Raw genomic sequence first — 18,878 nt, forward strand, 5'->3', positions numbered from 1 at the left:
GCGCTCGATCAGCCGCGGGTCGATTGCGGCAATTCAGCGACCAGGCGCAACGAAGCGGTGAGCTCGTCCAGTTGGTAGTGCGGGCGCAGGTAGGTCACGGCCTTGTACACCCCCGGCTTGCCCGGCACTTCGAACACCTCGGCGCGGGCTTCGCGCAACGGGAACTTGGCCTTGGCTTCCTGGCTCGCGGTGTCGTCCAGCAACACGTAGCTCGACAGCCACTTGTTGAGGAACAGCTCTACGTCCTTGCGCGAGGCGAAGCTGCCGATCTTGTCGCGCATGATCGCCTTCATGTAGTGGGCGATGCGCGAGGTGGCGAAGATGTACTGCAACTGCGCGGAAAGCCGGGCGTTGGCGTTGGCGATGTCGGTGTTGTACTGCTTCTGTTTCTGCGCCGACTGGGTGCCGAAGAACGCGGCGTAGTCCGTGCCCTTGCAGTGCACCAGCGGAATGAAACCGAGGTCCGACAGCTCTTTTTCACGGCGGTCGGTGATGGCGATCTCGGTCGGGCACTTGAGGGCGATTTCACCGTCATCGGTCTTGAATGTGTGGGTCGGCAAACCTTCCACCAGGCCGCCACCCTCGACGCCACGAATCGCCACGCACCAGCCGTAACGGGAAAACGCATCGGTGACCCGGGTGCCCAGCGCGTAGGCGGCGTTCATCCACAGGTACTTGTTGTGGTCGCGTCCGTCGACGCTTTCGACAAAGTTGAATTCCTCGACCGGCGTGGTATCCGGGCCGTAAGGCAGGCGACCGAGCACGTGGGGCAGGGTCAGGCCGACATAACGCGAGTCTTCCGAGGCACGGAACGACTTCCACTTGGCGTATTCGACGGTGTCGAAAATCTTCGCCAGATCCCGTGGGCCGGACATGTCGGTGAACGAATCCCAGCCAAACAGCTCAGGCGAAGCCGCCGAGATGAACGGCGCATGGGCGGCCGCGGCGACGTGGGAAATCTCTTCGAGCAGGTACATGTCTTCCGGGCTGCGGTTGAACTCGTAGTCACCCAGCAGCATGCCGAACGGTGCACCGCCGAAGGTGCCGTATTCTTCTTCGTAGATCTTCTTGAACAGCGCGCTCTGGTCGAATTCGGAAGCGGCCTTGAGGTCGCGCACCAGGTCTTTCTTCGACGCGTTGAGCAAGTGGATCTTCAGCGTGGTGCTGGTCTCGGTCTGGTCCACCTGATACTTCAGGCCGCGCCAGGAAGCTTCCAGCTGCTGGAACTCACTGGCGTGCATGATTTCGTTCATCTGCTCGGAGAGCATCGCGTCGATCTCGGCGATGCGCGCATCGAGTACGGCGATCAGGTCCTTGCTCGGCGTCATTTCGCCTTCCAGGATCTGGTTGACCAGTTCGCCGATCAGGTCGCGGGTACGGGTGCGTTCAGTCTCGGAACGGGCCACGCGGCTTTCGGAAATGATGCTGTCGAGCAACGAGGATTGCGCGGTGAAGCTGTCCACTTCAACCAGCGTGCTGTCCTGTTGAGTCACGGTTTGCTTGTCGTTCATCGTCAGGCTCCTACGCTTTGCCGTCGGTGGCCGGAACGGCGGCTTCACGGCCGAATTCCTTGCCCAGGGTTTTCAACTTCTCGGTGTTCTGCAACACGTCCATCAGCAGCTCTTCGAGCTTGTCGTTGCCGCCCATCTTGTTGCGCAGGTCCGCCAGCTTGTTGCGCACTTCCAGCAGCTTGCGCAGCGGTTCGACCTGCTTGACCACGTTCTGCGGTTCGAAGTCTTCGAGGGCGTTGAAGTTGAGCTCGACGCCCAACTGCGTGCCGTTTTTCGCCAGGGTGTTGTCGACGCGGTAGGTCAGGCGCGGCTTGATGCCCTTGAGCACGCCGTTGAAGTTGTCGCGGTCGATGAAAATGAACTTGCGGTCCTTGAGTTTCGGCAGCGGCTCCAGCGGGTTGCCGGAGAAATCGCCCAGCACACCGACGACAAAGGGCAGCTCTTTCTTTTCCTGAGCGTCACCGATATCCACGTCGTAGGTGATATGGACCCGAGGCGCGCGAACGCGGTCGAGTTTGTGCTGGGTACTTTCCTTCTTCGCCATCGTGATCTCCTGTGCGAACAATTCGCTGCAAGTCGTTTGCGTGTCGGTTCAATGGGTGGCCGAGCGCGTTACATTCCTTCGATCGTCAGCAGCAGGCGCTGACGGATTTCATCGTTCATTTCCATGATGTTGGCGTGCCCCACCAGCTCTTCGAAGCTGGTGTTGCCGGCGATCTGGGTGCTGCTGCGGATCACGGCCTCGTCGGGCAACTGCGAGCGAACCGGCGAGCTGATGACGCAGAAGGGCAGGTCGCCGAACTCCTTCAAGCGTTCGAAACTGACGGGGAAACGCAGGCCTTCGAGCAGGCGGCTGATGCCGGGCGACTTGCTCAGGCAGTAGAACAGCACCAGGTAGTGCACCACGAAGCGGTACAGCTCGGCGCTGCTGCGATTGGGGTCTTTGATGACGGTGCGAAAACGGGCCAGGTCGAACGAACTGAAGCCCACCACCCAGCGCACGGGGCTGGTGATGCGAATGGATTGGCCGCTTTGGGACAGCACCTTGTCGTACTCCAGCGCAAACAGTTGCGGGGTGGTACTGAGCAGGTTGAGGGGCACTTCGAGTTCATTGACCAGCTGGAACGGAGCGGCCGAACCGATGCGGTCGAAGAACTCCTTGAGTTCCTTGAAATGGTGCTGGGTCTCGCGCCCGCTGCTGCGTTGCGCGCCTTGCAGGTATTCACCGAAAAACGCTTGCGGACGAATCAGCAAAGCCAGGGTCGCCAGATAATCCGAAGCCTGCGCCTTGAGCGCATCGGAAATGGCCCGGGTCTGGCTTCGCAGCTGGATCAATGCTTCAACATCGAAAAACGTTTGAGTCATCGGTACATCGTCCTTGAGCACTTCGCACCTTCCTGGAATAAAACCGGAGAGTATGTCGAGTGACTTGATTCTCAAATGGACATCCGTCCACGAGAAGTGATTACTGGTGTTCGTCATCAAAAAATCACAATGCCGGAAACAACCGGGAGTGTGGTGATGGCATATGGATATTGAGTTGCCAGTAACGTCGTGTATGGCAACACGTCGTATCGAAAAGTTCATTCGGGGGGCGGATTTTTTCTCGTTTTTGCTACATGTCGCAATGATGCCTTCGTGCCACTATTTGTGGGATGTGTCTGTCAGATAGTCCTGAAAGCCAGTCAATTCAAAGGTTTCAGAGGCGTAGTGGATCCAATTTTTAATTGTAAATAATTTTAAAAAGGTGAACCGGTTCACCCAATGCCCGCTTGAGGGTCTGTTAAAGAAAAGATTGAAGGATAAGTGTCATATAGCCGGCAAGGAAGTGATGGCATCTCAGGATATCCGGGATATACAAGTAGTCATTTCCATTGCTGAACGAGTGTTCGGGCAATTTGGCGTTACATACCGTCGATATTTCTGTATAACGCGCCGGGTACGAGTGCGCCCCGTAACTTTCATGTCGGGCCGTGCAATAGCGTGAGGGCTTTCGGGCCTTTGTTAAATGGAATTTATGCTCGCCACGGATGTCAGGCGACGCGACTATTGAGGCCCTGTCTCATGAGAACGTTGAAACTCATTGCCGTACTTATTCTCCTGCCGCTTTGCCTTGGTTTGTTTGGCGTCTGGGAGTTGCAACGCAGTACCGAGAGCATTCGGGACTTCGCCGAAGCCAAAGCCGAGTTGGGCGTGATGCGTCCCGAAATCGAAGCGATGGTCGCCAAGCCGTTCTCACGCTCGGCCAAGGTCGATATCAACGGTGAACGCATGGGTGTTCACCAGGCTTTGTCGCTCATTACCCAAGCCGAGCATGAACTGACCATCCTGCAACCGGTGGCAGCCGTGATGAACAACCTGGCCAAGGGCGTCATCGCCCTCGGCCTGCTGGCCTCGCTGGTCGGCGTACTGGGTCTGTCGGGGTTGCGTTGGGCCGGTGCCCGCGCGAGTCATTCCCGTGAACGATTGCTGCACACCTTCAGCCGGGTGAGCCGTCTGTTGCCGTACCTGCTGGTGGGGCACATCGTCGCCATGGGTGCGGCGGTAGCGGCCATCCTCGGTTTCGAAGGCCTGGGGCTGTGGCACATGGGGAAAATGGCCACTGGTGAATTCAAGCTGATGCTCATCGTGCTGATGCTGATGCTCGGTTTCCTGTATTCGATCTGGCAGATGGGCAAGCAGCTGCCGGTCATGCTGCGCATGTTCCAGTCCACGCCGATGAGCGTTCTGGGCCAGGTGGTCACACCGCAACAGGCGCCGGCGCTGTGGGCCTGTGTTCGCGAACTGGCGGACCAGCTCGGCGCGCTGGCACCCGAGCACATCGTGCTGGGCATGACCGAAGGCTTTTACGTCACCTCCAGCGACGTCAACCTGCTCCCGTCAGGCACCGCGCTCAAGGGCCGCACCCTGCACCTGCCGATGATGTACCTGGGCTTGCTCGATTCGGCAGAAACCGGCGCGGTCATCGGTCACGAACTGGCGCACTTCGCCGGTGCCGATACCGAGTACAGCCTGCGCTTCGTACCGATCTACGAGGGGATCGGCCGCAGTCTCGGGGTGATTGCCGAAACCATGCTGCAAAGCGATCTGCTGCAACGCACGACGCTGTGGCCGGCTTTCATGCTCGGTGAGTATTTCATGGAGCGTTTCGATCATGCGGTGAGCCACTGGAGCCGCGTGCGGGAGCTGGCGGCGGACGCGGCAGGTGCGCAGTTGACGGGGAATATCGCCATCGCTTCGGCGCTGGTGCGCATCTCTGCCATCGACCCCTTGTTGCACCAGGGTGTCTCGACCCATGTGGTCCGCGCGACCAACCCCAGTGCCGAGCACGTCCTGACCCGCGACTTGCCAGGCAGCGTACTGCAGGAGTTGACCGCGCAGCCGCTGACCCTGCCCGAGGAGGAAATGGCAGCCAGCCTGCCTCATCCGTCGGACACTCACCCCTCCAACCGCGAGCGGCTGGCGTCCCTGCAAGTCACGGTCGAAGAGGCCGTCAGCCGCGGCACCCGCCCGATCATCGCGGCACAGGCCAGCGCCGCGATGGATCACTATTTCGCCGATCCCCAGGCATTGCGTGCGCGCATTACCGAGGACTTTCTCGGCCACTACGTGGAGCAGGATGCGGCGGTTGTGCAAGCGTTGCGTAGCCATGCCGGCAATGCCACGGAGGAAGTCCGACTGCATGAAGGCGCACGATTGCGCGGGTGGATTACCCTGGGTTGCTTCTCGCTCTTCATGTTGCTGGGTTTGGGCCTGCTGATCCTGCCGTACCTGTTACCGCAGGTTTTCGTGGACGCGGATTCCACAATGAAGTTGGTTGGCATTCTGCTCTTGATCAGCATGGCGTTCCTGCTGCCACTCTCCTTGCGCATGCTCACGCGGGCGAACAAGACTGCGTTGCTACTGACGCCCGAGCACTTCGTGTTCGCCAACTTCAAGGCGCCATTGCCAATACAGCACGTCGCCGATTTTGGTCTACAAGTGGGGCACGGGGTGCACTTGAATTTGCTGCTGGAAGACGACGCCCCCATGCCTGAGTTGGCCTCGCGTTCGTTCTTTTCGCCGGATGCGAAACTCGACAAGAAGAAGCGCTGGGTCCAGTTGCAGCTGCTTCAAATCTGCCGTGACGACAAAAAACTCAAGGACCAGGAGTTGGCGGACCTGATTGGCACCTACCTGAATGCAGGCACTGCGCGGCACTTGCTGCAGCAGCGATTCGAGCAGGCTTGAAGGCTTTCAGTATTGGCAAGCGTGGGGTTCCGGGTTCAATGACTCAACAGGCTTGGAGGACGGTCCGCAGTGGCAAGCGTTCTTCAATGTCCTGGATAAGGATCATGGGCCTACCGCCTACCTGTTCAAATGTCGCCACTGCGCCACGCTGGGCGCTTACCAAGACAGCCATTGATACCCAAGGTGCTCATTCCGTGGCGACCCACAAGGATGAATCTCTGATGACCGACGATCACACCCCCGACTTCAGCAAAGTCCCCACCGGCATGCTGCCGTTCCCGCCTGTTGAAGACGTGTTTGTCGCCGATCAACTGGAGCTGGCCAACCATCTGCACCCTTTGTTCAGCTTGGATATCAGCACCGTAAACCCCGAGTGGTCGGGCGTGCTGCACATGCTCAGCCCGTTGGAACCGTACGAGGGCTTTGTCGGCGAGCTGACCGAGTGGGACGGGTGCCATGGCTACCTGCTGAAAACCAACTGGATCGGCTTCAAGGTCGAGCAAGGGCGCTATCGCTTGTGCGGCGATCCACGCTACTTCTTTCTGCACGAGGGGAATGCACAGCTGGCTGATCCTCACCCGGAGGCGAGAGCGGATCTGGAGCGGCACTACGCCGACCAGCACAGCGCTTTTGCCGCCACCGTTGAAAGGTTTAAAACCAGCGGTGTGCTGGCGCGTGAGGATAGCGAACCGTTGTATGCAGTGGAATTTGTCGCGCAACTGGGCGGCGAAGTCGATGGCTGCGCCAACTGGGTGGAGGCGGTCGAATTTCCAATGCACATCGTTGAACTGGACCCCGACCGCGGTGATTCGAATGTCTACCCCCTGAGCCCTGCGGATAACCGGTTTTTCCACGTGGCAAGCGTTCCGGGCTGGCATTACCGGACGGCCGGCGCAGACATGATCGTCATGTTCTACGAGCCGATTGAAGGCTTGGTGCTATTCACCTTCGATTACAGTTGAATCCCATGAATAAGACCGAATTGCAAACGCTTGTAGTCAGAGTTAAAAAGTATCTCGCGATTATCTTTTTGCTCTGCCTTGTAGGCGTTTTCATCTATGCGTACCTGCACAAACCGGAGTTTCCTTCTGAGATAGTCCTGAAGCAAGACTTCATTCCGGGGCAGTCGATCTACATCGTTCAAGATGCCAGGGATGCAGATGAGCCCAAAAGCCTGAGGTTCTACGTCAACAATGGCGACGGCAGGAATAATGAGACGATGAAGGTGCTCCTCGGAAAGACCCCGCCCTTCCTGGTCTCGGACACTGACTTGAAAGACGTGGTAATCCAGCGTGTCTCCAACGGCCTGTACATCAAACTCAAAGGCGCAGTCTCGAATTACCAGAGCAACCTTTACCTTGAAGACGGCGACACTTACACCACCTACCGTGTAAGCCTTGAACAAGTCGAAACGCGACCGCCCTTGGCGAGCGGTCGGTAAGCTTGCTTCAGCAAGGCAATCACTGCGCAGACAACCGCAATCGCCAGCGCCGGCCACTGCATCGGCAAATTGATGATACTGGTTGCTGGCGGGGGGCTGGTCGTATTGATGGCGTGCCTGCTGCCATTCTCGTTGCGCATGCTCAAGCGGGCGAACAAGACGGCGTTGTTGCGGACGCCCGAGCACTTGAATCTGCTGCTGGAAGACGACGCCCCCATGCCTGAGGTGGCTTCGCGCTCCTTCTTTTCGCCCGATGCGAAGCTCGACAAGAAAAAGCGCTGGGCCAGTTACAGTTGATTCAGTTCTGCCGGGGCGATAAGAAACTCGATACCCAGTATTTAATGCTATGTACGAGGAAGACTTTCCGGTGGCAACCCGTTAGGCAGCTGAATCTTCAGGCCGCGTGCGATCTGAATGCCTATGTAGAAGGCATCCCCCAGTACGCCAGCAAGTTCAGGATCGTCGGCTTCAAACTCTTTGCTGGCCCAAACGCCGATGGTCAATTGGTGCAACCGGGCTTTATCTTTTTCAACGCCCAGCAACACGTTTTTGATGAATTGCAACTGGATTAACGAGCTTGAGTAAATCTGGAATTCTGGACAGCCGTTGTATCTCTGCGCGGTGATTGTTATCGCATTGTCGATGTAGTCGAGGGCGGTTATCGGCGTTTTCAAGAGGTGGTCCCTCTCGGTACCAGCGCTTTGATTGCTGCGCGACGCCACGTATTGATCAAACATTCGAACCTGCTCTCCGATCCGGGCAGAGTCTCGATTTGAATCAACGTGTTTTCTATAGGTGAGAAATTGTTCAGATTCTGGTCCATGGGACAGCAGCGAAACAATCGCCGCACATTGCACAAGCCAATAAATTTCGAACGAGGATTCGGTGCCTCGACAATAACCAATATCCGTCCCTTTGCCGTACAGGTCACGAGCCAGTTGGCTGGCTTTATCGCGGTCTATCGTCGTCTCTGATGTCCATCCGGACCGGTCATTTGCGATGACGAATACCCGATAACGCTGCAAGAGGAGGGCATCCACAAGCGTCAGGTCCGGGCAGGCGGGGGGCATCAGCGGTACAAACACTTCTGGCTCTCGATTGATCGGCAGCCAGGACAGGTTCCTTTCCACTCGGGAAGGTGGCTTGTCCACTTCGGTCAAGGTGGCTGCATCGACAACCTGCTCGGTGGGGGCGGGTGGAGGAGCGGGCTTTTGTCCGAAAAAGGTTTTCAAGCGCTGCAGTAGTTTTGACATGGAGGTAGCCGTTCAAGGGTTTTGATTTTGAGTAAAACTATCCGCTGACAAGAATTTCCAGGGAGTACTTGCCGCTTCAGCGATTCCCATAAATCACTTCGTCCATCTCGTCATGGAGTGGGGCGCTTTCGAATAACTTTTGCGCCAGGCCCTGAATGTGTTCTGACCAGGCGACCGTTTTGACCCACTCTTCAGGCATGCCCGTCACCCCGTACAGCGCCCCGGCTATCTGGCCGGCGGTCGCTGCCACGCTGTCGGCGTCGTCCGCCAGATTGGCCGCCACCAGGATTGCATCCTTGAAGTTGTCGGTGTTCCAGACCGCCCACAGAGCTGCTTCCAGCGTATCGATGACGTAGCCGGAGGAGCGGATCTGATCGCGGGTTTTTTGTTTGTATTCGCCAGCGTTGATGATCAAGGGGCGGGGATACAAGGCGCGAACCATTGACGACAAGGTTTCTTCCTTGTCCGCGCCATTGAGGGCCAGGTGCAGTAGAGCGCCGAGCAGTTCGCAGCAATTTACGGCTTCTGCAGCCCTGTGAGTGCAGCGGCTTTGTGCCGCGCTTTCTCGCCAGGTACCGGACAAGGAGTGGCGACGGAAGATGGCGGTCGGTGCCAGCCTGATGATCGATCCGTTGCCGGCTGTGGATGGATGATCGTTGCCGTACCAGTCGACGCCCTGCGCCAATCGACCTTCAAGCGCAGCGCGAGTGGCGTTGCCAATATCAAAGCATTTTCCGTTATGGCTATTTTCGCCATTTGTATACCAGCGACAAAGCCTCTGCGTGTAGTCGCGGAAATCGAATTTATTGTTTGCCACGTAAGTGTCTGCGAGAGCCAGTGCCATGCTCGTATCGTCAGTCCACTCACCCGGTTTCAGCTTGAAGGGGCCACCGCCAACCATGTCACTGACATGTTCACGATCACGGGGCAGAAACTCGAGCGTTGTACCCACGGCGTCGCCAATCGCGAGCCCCAACAGGCAACCCTTGGCGCGGTCCAGCGCCTGCTCTTCAGTGAGGGTGCAAGGCCTGGAAGTCAGCCACTCAGGTTTCCTGTTCGGAAATCTGGGTGCGTCCGGCTGCAACATGTAATCCATGCGCTGGCGCAGTTGAGGAGAGGGCGGTGGGAGCAGGTGGTCGTATCGCTCAGTGTATTGGGTGAGCGCTTCGTTTGAGCTTCTGAGATCAAACATGTTTTTTTAACCTCTCGGTGCGAGGCAATGATGTTTCACGACAAAGCGTCCCTTATGGTAAAAGCGCTTTAATTCTTTTGGTGAGAAATGGAAAACTATTACTCCATTATTGATGTCGTCGAAGTCCATTTCGTAGAAGATATATATTTCCCATGATCCGGCTTTCTACCCTGCATAGTTTAGAAGAAGCTATTTGTAGGGTGCAGGTAGTTTGTTGCAGATTCGTTGCTCGGTTTTTGCTAGCGACTCATCAGTCTCGGCGACAGTGGAGGATGCCAAATGCGGCGATCTCCGGATGTTTTTTAATCAGGTCTTTCAGTGTCTTTTTGGGGGTGTCCCATATGCCAATAACAGTCCGTAAACTGCTTGTCCGCTATGTGCCCGTGAAGTCCAGAACTTTCCGTCGCAATGTTTTCGTCTTACCCAATTTCATCAAGCCCCGCAAAATGGCGGTGAGCAGCAAAAAATAGCTGCTCTTACCCGTGAGTCAGTTGCCGTGCCACTTGGTCGATGCGTTTCCGTACTTGATGCCGCGTTCGACATTGATGCATGTCGAAGACCATAAAAATCTAACTGCCCACGCAACGATCATGTAGCTTTGAAAGAAGTTGATCCAACTCATTGTTCTCTTGAATCATAGGTTGTCCATTGCTGTACAGAACAATATCGTTGATAGAGCCAAGACCACCATACAGTGTGATGATTTTGGATATTGCATGCGCTGTATCTCCAGGTAGCTCTGATCTGTATTGATCAATACGCTCTGCCCATTCGTTTTTTCCGCCAATGCGTAGTAACTCGGAAATTCGTTCTAAGATTGCTGTTATCTCAGCTATGTTTTTCATTTTAGAGGGCTCGATCCCATTATCTCAACGCCTTCGATTGTCCAAGGTTTAACGACGACGATTTGCTCTGTGCCGCCAACATAGAAGCCAGATTGGGAGCCAACCTCACCTATGTAAACTTCCGTGCCGGCCGGAATTTTAACGTCGAAAACAGTATCGATTGGGGATTTACCGCCCCCTGGCCATTCTGGCAGAACTGCTTTGTCGATGCGAGTTTGTAGTATCCCAGACGGGGTCTCTTGTCCGAAAAACTGTCCCAGTGGTTGTCCTTCCACCCCTGCTCTTTTTAATACAGTATCGTTTTCGAGAATCACTGAAGTGTATCGGCCTCCAGAGAAGGTCTCTGCAAGCCTTGGGTCCAGTGGCCCCGGTTCGACAGCTGAGTATGTACCTGTGATCTTCCCAAGCTTGTGACGGGGTATTTCTTCTAGCTTTTGTACGGTCTGTGGTTTGTGAGTTGGAGCATCCGGTGAGAGCTTCTCGACCTTGTTCAGAGGAGCTGGCTCCTTCACCCGCAACTCATCCCGAGCCAGCAACTTCTGCTCATTCCTTGCCAGCCAGCCCGCCAACTGCTTGTTCGATATCTCCGCCTGAAGCTTCGCGCTGCGGGTCGCGATGTTTTCCATGCTGTTCATCACACCGGCTTTCATCTGGCCCCGGGTCAGGTAGGTGACGATGGCGGTGAGCAACAGGAGTACAAGCTGCTCCTGCCCGCGAGCCAGTTGTCGTGCCGCGCGTTCGATGCGTTCCTGTACCAGTGCAGCGGAGCCGCCGCTGGGGTCGAGGCCGGACGGCTTGAGGCCTTCTTCGGCGTGCCAGGCCGTGGCGATGCCTTCCTGCAAGGTCGAGAGGCAGGCGGGCAGGCCCTGGTAAAAATATTCGGCGATGGCGGACAGGCCCAGGGCCATGAGAATCAGGTTGCCGACTTGTAACCCGATTCCGCCACCCACCATTGCTCCAGGGCCAGCGCCGACGCCAAATGCGAAGGCCCCCGCTGCGCCGCCGGCCACGGTGCCGATCGCCACGCTGCCGCCGAGAATCATCGAGACTTCTTTGACCAGTTGCAGCAGCACCGGCAGGATCTGCTCGATTTCAATCGAGGCCCACTTGCGCTTGAGGTCCATCTGGATGATCGGGTAGGAGAGGGTCATCGCCTGATGCACCGCATCGATGCGACGACCGCCCATGTAGCCGTAGGCCTGGCTCGCGCCATTGCTGACACGCCGGGTGAAGCCGTTCCAGTTGTCGTGCACGCTCTGCAAGCCGTCGTTAACGCCCTGGTTCAGCTCGTTGAATTTCTGGTCGAGGTTGCGTTCGACATCGGCCCAGCTGGGCACGTTGGCTAAAAGATCCATTTACTCGTCACTGTCCTTGGGGGAAAGGCGCTTCCTTGTTGCTGCGGTCGAGCTGTCGAATATCCGACTTCACATCATTGCCAAAGTGATGGCCATCAGCCGCACTTCAGACTGTGGGGCGGGTAGAAGATTTCAACATGGATCCCATTTTTGTTATTCGCGTTACATTCGGCAATGATGGCAATAAGGCATTGGTCGCCAACACGTGGCCGCTAACTTCCCGTTCATCCTTGATATATCAGCGTTTCTGGTCGGCCAGTGTGGCGATAATTATTTTTCAGGGATTATCCTGAACTGAGTTCCAGGTGCGTGGAAGTGCGCGCATATATGGCGTGCGGGTTGACACAGTGCATGACATGGGTGTCTCCTTCCCGCGTTCGAGCATCTGTGATGCCTGCAAAAGTGTGACAAATTTCTCAGATATTTTACTGAGTGATGGCACTTTCATACTGTCTTGCGGTCGCAGTTTCTGGCGCCTGTTTCGTGTGAGGAATTTCACTCGGCGTTTAAACAACCCCGATGAAAATGAAGCGTTTTTACAGGCAGTCGCTTACAAGACTTGCAAATTGCCACAGTCCGAAAACATGGGGCGGCGAGGTGTTCGCCCTGATCGATGATGTGGCAAACAGGGTTTTGACCCTCTTATCTGATTCGTTATGCGCAGTGGTTGAGAGAGGGCGGTAGCTTTCCACTGTTTTCAAGGAGATACACATGTTGATGGACCTTGCCGCAATGCTTTCCCCGCAGAATCGGCGCCTGTTCAAGTTCAAGAACCTCGCCAACCCCGAACAGCAATTGTTGCTTGAGTCCTTCAAGGGGACTGAAGGTCTGTCGCGTGCGTACAACTTCGAGTTGCTGCTGGTGTGCCAGGACTCCGACGTCGAGCTGAAGTCGATGATGGGTCAGCACGTGGTTCTGGAAATCGAGCTGGCAGACACCACGCCTCGTTACCTGGCGGGCTACCTCACGCGTTTTGCCAGTATCGGCAGCGACGGTGGCATGGCCCGCTACACGGCGACGCTGAACCCCTGGTTCTCCATGCTGAAGAATCGTTTCGACACGCGCATTTTCCAGGGTTGCACGGTGGAAGATGTCGTCACCCAGGTGTTTGCCTTGTGCACCGCGTTTTCCCGGCACGAGTTCCGCCTGAGCAAACCGCTCAAGCATTACACCTACATCACCCAGTACCGCGAATCCGACTTCAACTTTGTCCAGCGCCTGCTGGAAGAAGAGGGGATGTTTTACTACTTCGAGCACACCGCCGAAGGCCACACCATGATCATCTGTGACGACTCCACTACGTTGGTGCCGTTGCCTGAGCAGCCGCAGATCCGTTTCCACACGGCATCGGTCACCGAGACCGCCGACTCCATCACCCAATGGAGCGGCAACCGCCAGTTGCAGTCGGGGAAGATCGCGGTCCAGACCTTCGATTATCGTCAGCCGTCCAACCGCTTGCCGGTCGCCATGAAGAGCCTGAACAAGCAGGGCGATGTCGACGAATTCGAAATCTATGACTTCCCCGGCCAATACACCCACGGCACCTACGACGAAGGCGAAGCGCTGCTGCGGTTGCGGGTCGAAGCTCTTGAGCTCAAGGGCAAGAGCTTTCATGGCGCCAGTAACTGCCGCGCGATGAAGCCCGGTTATACCTTTGAACTGCTGCAGCATTACGATCACGATCAAGGCTCAGCCGATGAGCGTCAGTTCCTGCTGATGAGCGTCGAAAGCGAAGGCCACAACAACTACCTAAACGGGCACCAGGCGAGCTACTACAACACCTTCTCCTGCGTGCGCAAAAAGATCGTCTTCCGCCCTCAGCTCACCACCCCGCGCCCGACCATCTCGGGTCCGCAAACCGCGATCATCGTCGGCCCGCCGGGGGAGGAAATCTTCACCGACGAACTCGGCCGCGTGAAGGTGCAGTTTCACTGGGACCGCAAGGGCGAGCACAACGACAAGAGCTCCTGCTGGGTCCGCGTCGCGCAGTCCGGTGCCAGCGGCGGCTTCGGCAGCATCCAGATTCCCCGGGTAGGCGATGAAGTCGTGGTGGTGTTCCTCGACGGCAACCCCGACCGCCCGCTGGTCATGGGCAGCCTCTACAACAGCCAGAACACCCCGCCCTGGTCGTTGCCGGCGAACAAGACCCAGAGCGGTTTTTTGACCCGGTCGATGAAGGGTGACGGCGGCACGGCGAACTTCTTCCGCTTCGAAGACAAAGCAGGTGCCGAGCAGATCATCATGCATGCCGAGCGCAACATGGACACCGAGATCGAGGTCGATGAAGTCCATACCGTCGGTAGCAATCGCACGATCAAGGTCGGTGGCACGCACACCGAAACGATCAAGAAAGACACGGTGATGAATGTCCAGGAAGGCTCGCTGACGATTCAGGTCGACAACCAGTTCATTCAGGTCAGTGCCAATCAGCACATCATTCTTCAGGTGGGGGACAGCAGCATCACCCTCACGCCGGACGGCATCGAGATCAAAGGCAAGGCGATCACCACGACGAGCACCGGCACGACCCAGATCACCGGTTCCGAGGTCAGGGTCAATGACTGAGGTAACGGCGCCATGACCAGGGTCAGTCTCTACGATCGCATTTCCGAAAAGCGTATTGCGCGGGAGGAGGCCGAACGCCTTGCCCAGCAGAACGCGCTCCTCGTCCAGCCCGAGCCCGAGCCGGAACCCGAGCCGGTGGTGGCGCTGCAAGACACGCCCAGCAGTTTCACCTTCGGTGGTTTCAACCTGGCATTTCCGACGGGGTTCAACTTCCGCGAAGTCCAGACCACCCTTGAGCACGAAGGCGAGCCGGTCAGCCTGACGATCAGGCGTCGTGATGTGCAACAGGGGCAGACCCTGGAGCAGCTTTTCGAGGCCTCGGTGCAGGCGTTTCGCCAGGAGCATCCGGACGTGCGCATTATCCGCCAGCGCGATGTCCGCGTGGCCGGCAGTGCGGCGAAGGCCGTGGATCTGCATTTCAAGACCGGTCATGCCGATCGTCACGCGCGCCTTGTCGGTGCCCTGGTGCCTGTCGCCGGGCGTGACGATGGACAATGGCTGAGCATTGCTTGCGAGATTGATCCGGCCCGGCCCGTGCTCAGTCTGTGGCTGGTTGATTTTGACGGCATGCTCGACGGCCTTGCCGTGCGCTGAACGCCTAATTTTTTTGATTCAAGGAAGTTACCCAGAATGGATTATGAGTTGCAGGAAGGCAGCATCGCGTTGCCGCAAGGTTTTCAGGACCGCACGGTAAACATGTTTGTGTTGGGGGCGAGTATTCCAGCACCGTTGAGCATCACCATTTCCCGTGACACATTGCTGCCCGGCGAGGTGCTCAAAGCCTACGTCGAGCGTCAGATCAAGATGCTCGCGTCCAGGCTGCGTGGCTATACGCTGCTGGGCAAGAAGGCCGTTGCATTGTCGACCACGGCGCCGATCGAGGGCGTGCAGATCGATGCGTATTACATGACCGATGGCCGACCCTTCTATCAGCGCCAGGCGGCGTTTCTGATCGAGCCTGGACGCGCGATCATTTTTTCCACCACAGCCCAGGCTGACTTCAGCAGCGAGCAGAATCAGAACTGGATAGACCTGCTGGCGAGCTTTCAGCCTCGCCAGCCCGGCGGCCCCAAGACCGACTCCAGCGCACAGGAGTAACGGCCATGTTCGAAGCCGCAAGGTTTGGCGATGAACTGTCGCACACCAGCGCCCTGGGCGGGTTTCTCATTGGCGCGGCGCTCGGTATTGCGCTGATTGCCACGGTGGCGATCGCGACGTTCACCTGTGGGTTTGGCGTGGCCTTGTTGGCGGGTTTGGCCGCAGGCGTCGGAGGTAGCCTGCTCACCGCGGCCGGGGAGAAGATAGGCAGTATGTTTTCTTCACCCGCGGGGACGATCGTCACTGCGTCGCCCAACGTCTTCATCAACAGTCGCAAGGCTGCCCACGTCGAAAAGAGCACGGGTGCCTGCGACAAGCATCCCGGTCCGGTAAAGGTCGCCGAAGGTTCGACCAACGTCTTCATCAACGGCACGGCCGCCGCCCGCAAGGGCGACAAGATGACCTGCGGCGCGACACTCTCCAGCGGCTCGGACAATGTCTTCATCGGTGGCGGAACCTATCGCTACCTGCCGGTGGACGACGAGATTCCCGGTTGGCTGCGGACCACGGTCGACATCCTCATGGCGGTCGCCGGTGCAGCGGGCGGTATCGCTCAATTGATCAAGGCCGGGACCCAGGCCGGCATGAAAGCCATCATGCCCTGCGCACTGAAATTCACCGCCGGGTTTGTCGCCGGTGAGGTTGCCTCGCGTTACGTCGTGGGACCGGCCATCGAGCGCGCGGTGGGTGGCCTGATCGGCAACCCCGTCGACGCCACCACCGGCCGCAAGGTCATTACCGACGAAACCGACTTCAGCCTGCCGGGCCTGATGCCGATCCAATGGTCCCGTTTCTATGCCAGCGACCTGAGTGTCGACAGTGCGCTCGGCAAGGGCTGGGTCTTGCCTTGGGAGCAAAGCCTGCGTCGCAGCGGCACCTTCGTGTACCTCACCGACAATCAGGGGCGCAGCGTTCCGTTCGTGGACGTGCAGCCGGGGGAGCGCATCTACAATCCCCATGAACAGGTGTATCTGGTCTGCACCGAAGGCGGTCATTATCTGCTGCAAACCCTCGACAACAGCTTTTTCTACTTCGGCGAAGTCGCGGACGACAATGTCCCGGTACCGCTGCAACGCATCGAAAACGCCCTGGGCCACTTCCTGCACTTCACCCGCACCGCCGAGGGCACACTCACCGACATCAGCGCCACCGGGGGCGTGCGGGTGCACCTGCATTACGACAACCCGCTGGGCCGCCTGACCGACGTCAGGCGTGTGGTCGACAACGAGGCCGTTGAAACCCTGGTGCAGTACCGTTACGACGACAACGGCCAGCTCGCTGAAGTGATCAACCGCAACGGCGATTCGCTGCGTCGTTTCAGCTACATCGACGGCGTGATGACCAGCCACAGCAACGCCCTGGGCCTGACCTGCAACTACCGTTGGGAACACCTCGAAGGCCAGCAACGGGTAGTGGAACACTGGACCAGCGATGGCGAACGTTTCCAGTTCCGCTACGACATCAAGGGCCGCACCACCCGGGTCACCGACGTGCTCGGGCGCGAAGCCGAGCTTCACTACAACGCCGATCATCGCGTCACCGCCAGCCGCGATTTCGGGGGCGAGCACTACGTCATCGACATCGATGACACGGGCAACATGACCGGCCTGACGCTGCCTGACGGCAACAGGATCACGCTCAAGTACGACGAGTACGCACGCCTGCTCGAGGAGACCGACCCGCTCGGGCGCACGATCAAGTACCGCTATCACCACCTGACCCCGCTGGTCACGCAGGTGGACTACCCCGACGGCAGCACCTGGCAAGCCCGCTACGACGACAAGGGCAACCTCATCGCCGAAGTCGACGCCCTCGGTCACACCACCGAATACCTCAACGGCGATGACGGCCTGCCGCACACCATCATCGATGCGACCCGCAAGTCCAAATACCTGTGGTGGAACACCCTGGCCCAGGTCGAGCGCTTCCAGGATTGCTCGGGTAAAAACACCACGTATCGCTTCGACGAGCGCCAGCACCTGGTCGCCGTCACCGACGCGCTGGGCCAGACCACCACGCTGGAACGCAAGCCCGACGGCGAAGTGCTGCGTATCCATCACCCGGACGGCAGCGCCGAATCGTTCACCTACAACGCCCTCGGCCAGGTGCTCAACCATACCGACGGCAAAGGCCAGACCACGCGCCTGCTACGCACCGCCCGGGGCCTGCCGAGCAGCCGCCAGGACGCCAAGGGCCAGCGCATTCGCTACGAGTACGACCCGGCGATTCGCCTGACTGCACTGATCAACGAAAACAACGCGGCGTACCAGTTCGCCTACGATGCGTCCGACCGGTTGATCGAAGAAAAACGCATCGACAACCTGACCCGGCGCTTCAGCTACAACCTCGGCGGGCAGCTGACCCAGATCGACGAAAGCGGCTACGGCGAACGCGGCGAGCGGCCACAGCGCCGCACCGAATTCGAGCGCGATGGCACTGGCCGGTTGCTGGCCAAGCTCAATGCCGATGCCCGTCAGGATTACGCGTACGACGACGCTGATCGCCTGCTGTCGATCCAGCGCCTGCCGACCGCGCAGGGCAAGCAACTGGGCGTCAGCGAAGAAACCCTCGAATTCTCCTACGATCTGCTCGGCCGCCTGATCCAGGAGACCACAGCGCAAGGCGCCTTGTCCTACGAATACGACCCACTGAGCAACCTCACCACGCTGACGTTGCCCACCGGCCAACACCTCAATCACCTGTACTACGGCAGCGGCCACCTGCACCAACTCAACCTCGACGGCCAGCTCATCAGTGACCTGGAACGCGATGACCTGCATCGCGAGGTGCTGCGTACACAGGGCAAACTCACCAGTTGTTTTGGCTACGACGCGATGGGTCGCAAGAGCTGGCAGTTCGCTTCGCGCCTGCCGGCGGAAAAGCTCTCGCAAATTCACAATCCAGGCATCCAACCTGCGCTGTTGGTCGAACACGCCTACAACCCGATCCACCGCCGTCACCACTACGACCCGGCCGGCGAACTGACCCGCACCCTCGACAAACTGCGCGGCGAGATCAAGTACGAGTACGAAGCCAACGGCCAGTTGCACAGCCGTGACACGGGCAAGCTGGTGGACAGTGAGGAGTTCAGGTACGACGCGGCAGCGAACCGGCTGAACTTCAACACCAGCCAGTTCGACCACGTCAAGGACAACCGCCTCAAGCGCTGGCGGGATCAGGAATATGCCTACGATGCGTGGGGCAACCTGATTGAGAAACGCAGCGGGATGGGTACGCTGCAGACGTTTTGTTATGACTGTGAGAATCGGCTGGTGCGGGCCGAGACGCTGGTCAATGGCAAATTGGAGAGTATTGGTTCGTATCGGTACGACAGCCTGGGGCGGCGGGTTGCCAAGGTTTCAGATATCAAGGGTCGGACCGAGCAGAA

The 18,878-nt window shown here is 58.1% G+C and carries 15 protein-coding genes; 8 read left to right on the forward strand and 7 right to left on the reverse strand.

The genetic code is table 11. From position 1 onward, the window contains the following. Nucleotides 1-8 precede the first annotated feature (8 nt). From tssC to PMI34_RS10345, 3 genes are all read right to left on the reverse strand, one after another. On the reverse strand, nucleotides 9-1,511 hold the full coding sequence (tssC, locus tag PMI34_RS10355) for a type VI secretion system contractile sheath large subunit (protein ID WP_007978737.1): 1,503 nt from the start codon (nucleotides 1,509-1,511) through the stop codon (nucleotides 9-11). 10 nt (nucleotides 1,512-1,521) lie between these two features. Continuing rightward, nucleotides 1,522-2,055 (reverse strand): type VI secretion system contractile sheath small subunit, encoded by a 534-nt coding sequence (gene tssB / locus PMI34_RS10350; RefSeq protein ID WP_007978739.1) that lies wholly within the window; start codon nucleotides 2,053-2,055, stop codon nucleotides 1,522-1,524. 68 nt (nucleotides 2,056-2,123) lie between these two features. Continuing rightward, entirely contained in the window at nucleotides 2,124-2,876 is a 753-nt protein-coding gene (locus tag PMI34_RS10345) for a hypothetical protein (RefSeq protein ID WP_008051342.1), read from the reverse strand. 699 nt (nucleotides 2,877-3,575) lie between these two features. Here PMI34_RS10345 and PMI34_RS10340 point away from each other — a divergent pair. From PMI34_RS10340 to PMI34_RS10325, 4 genes are all read left to right on the forward strand, one after another. Further along, nucleotides 3,576-5,741 (forward strand): M48 family metallopeptidase, encoded by a 2,166-nt coding sequence (locus PMI34_RS10340; RefSeq protein ID WP_008051344.1) that lies wholly within the window; start codon nucleotides 3,576-3,578, stop codon nucleotides 5,739-5,741. A 221-nt stretch (nucleotides 5,742-5,962) separates the two neighbouring features. Continuing rightward, nucleotides 5,963-6,703, forward strand: coding sequence for a hypothetical protein (locus tag PMI34_RS10335; RefSeq protein ID WP_008051346.1), 741 nt, complete (start codon nucleotides 5,963-5,965; stop codon nucleotides 6,701-6,703). A 5-nt stretch (nucleotides 6,704-6,708) separates the two neighbouring features. After that, nucleotides 6,709-7,182: a hypothetical protein gene (locus tag PMI34_RS10330; protein WP_008051348.1), complete on the forward strand. Its 474-nt coding sequence runs from the start codon at nucleotides 6,709-6,711 to the stop codon at nucleotides 7,180-7,182. 72 nt (nucleotides 7,183-7,254) lie between these two features. Beyond that, nucleotides 7,255-7,479, forward strand: coding sequence for a hypothetical protein (locus PMI34_RS10325; RefSeq protein WP_008051349.1), 225 nt, complete (start codon nucleotides 7,255-7,257; stop codon nucleotides 7,477-7,479). A 47-nt stretch (nucleotides 7,480-7,526) separates the two neighbouring features. On the opposite strand, the gene PMI34_RS29355 is transcribed toward PMI34_RS10325, so the two are convergent. The 4 genes from PMI34_RS29355 to PMI34_RS10315 form a co-directional block, all read right to left on the reverse strand. Beyond that, complete coding sequence (locus tag PMI34_RS29355) at nucleotides 7,527-8,435, reverse strand: immunity protein Tsi6 family protein (protein WP_008051351.1); 909 nt, start codon at nucleotides 8,433-8,435, stop codon at nucleotides 7,527-7,529. 76 nt (nucleotides 8,436-8,511) lie between these two features. Further along, nucleotides 8,512-9,627 (reverse strand): ADP-ribosylarginine hydrolase Tri1, encoded by a 1,116-nt coding sequence (tri1, locus tag PMI34_RS10320; RefSeq protein WP_008051352.1) that lies wholly within the window; start codon nucleotides 9,625-9,627, stop codon nucleotides 8,512-8,514. Between the two features lie 569 nt (nucleotides 9,628-10,196). Continuing rightward, nucleotides 10,197-10,472 carry a DUF6966 domain-containing protein gene (locus tag PMI34_RS28815; protein WP_157222731.1) on the reverse strand — a complete coding sequence of 92 codons (276 nt, stop codon included), beginning with the start codon at nucleotides 10,470-10,472 and terminating at the stop codon, nucleotides 10,197-10,199. Beyond that, nucleotides 10,469-11,827, reverse strand: coding sequence for a DUF6861 domain-containing protein (locus PMI34_RS10315; protein WP_008051354.1), 1,359 nt, complete (start codon nucleotides 11,825-11,827; stop codon nucleotides 10,469-10,471). The genes PMI34_RS28815 and PMI34_RS10315 overlap by 4 nt, the downstream gene beginning before the upstream one ends. A gap of 711 nt (nucleotides 11,828-12,538) precedes the next feature. Here PMI34_RS10315 and PMI34_RS10310 point away from each other — a divergent pair. The 4 genes from PMI34_RS10310 to PMI34_RS10295 all read left to right on the forward strand — a co-directional run. After that, nucleotides 12,539-14,392, forward strand: coding sequence for a type VI secretion system Vgr family protein (locus PMI34_RS10310; RefSeq protein WP_008051359.1), 1,854 nt, complete (start codon nucleotides 12,539-12,541; stop codon nucleotides 14,390-14,392). Between the two features lie 12 nt (nucleotides 14,393-14,404). Then, the gene (locus PMI34_RS10305) at nucleotides 14,405-14,986 is read left to right on the forward strand and encodes a DcrB-related protein (RefSeq protein WP_008051360.1); all 582 of its coding nucleotides are present in this window, start codon (nucleotides 14,405-14,407) and stop codon (nucleotides 14,984-14,986) included. Nucleotides 14,987-15,022: 36 nt separating this feature from the next. Further along, on the forward strand, nucleotides 15,023-15,490 hold the full coding sequence (locus tag PMI34_RS10300; RefSeq protein ID WP_008051361.1) for a DcrB-related protein: 468 nt from the start codon (nucleotides 15,023-15,025) through the stop codon (nucleotides 15,488-15,490). A gap of 5 nt (nucleotides 15,491-15,495) precedes the next feature. Next, nucleotides 15,496-18,878 (forward strand): DUF6531 domain-containing protein (locus PMI34_RS10295; RefSeq protein WP_008051362.1); only part of this gene is annotated, 3,383 nt, incomplete at its 3' end.

The organism is Pseudomonas sp. GM74, assembly GCF_000282455.1.
GTDB lineage: Bacteria > Pseudomonadota > Gammaproteobacteria > Pseudomonadales > Pseudomonadaceae > Aquipseudomonas.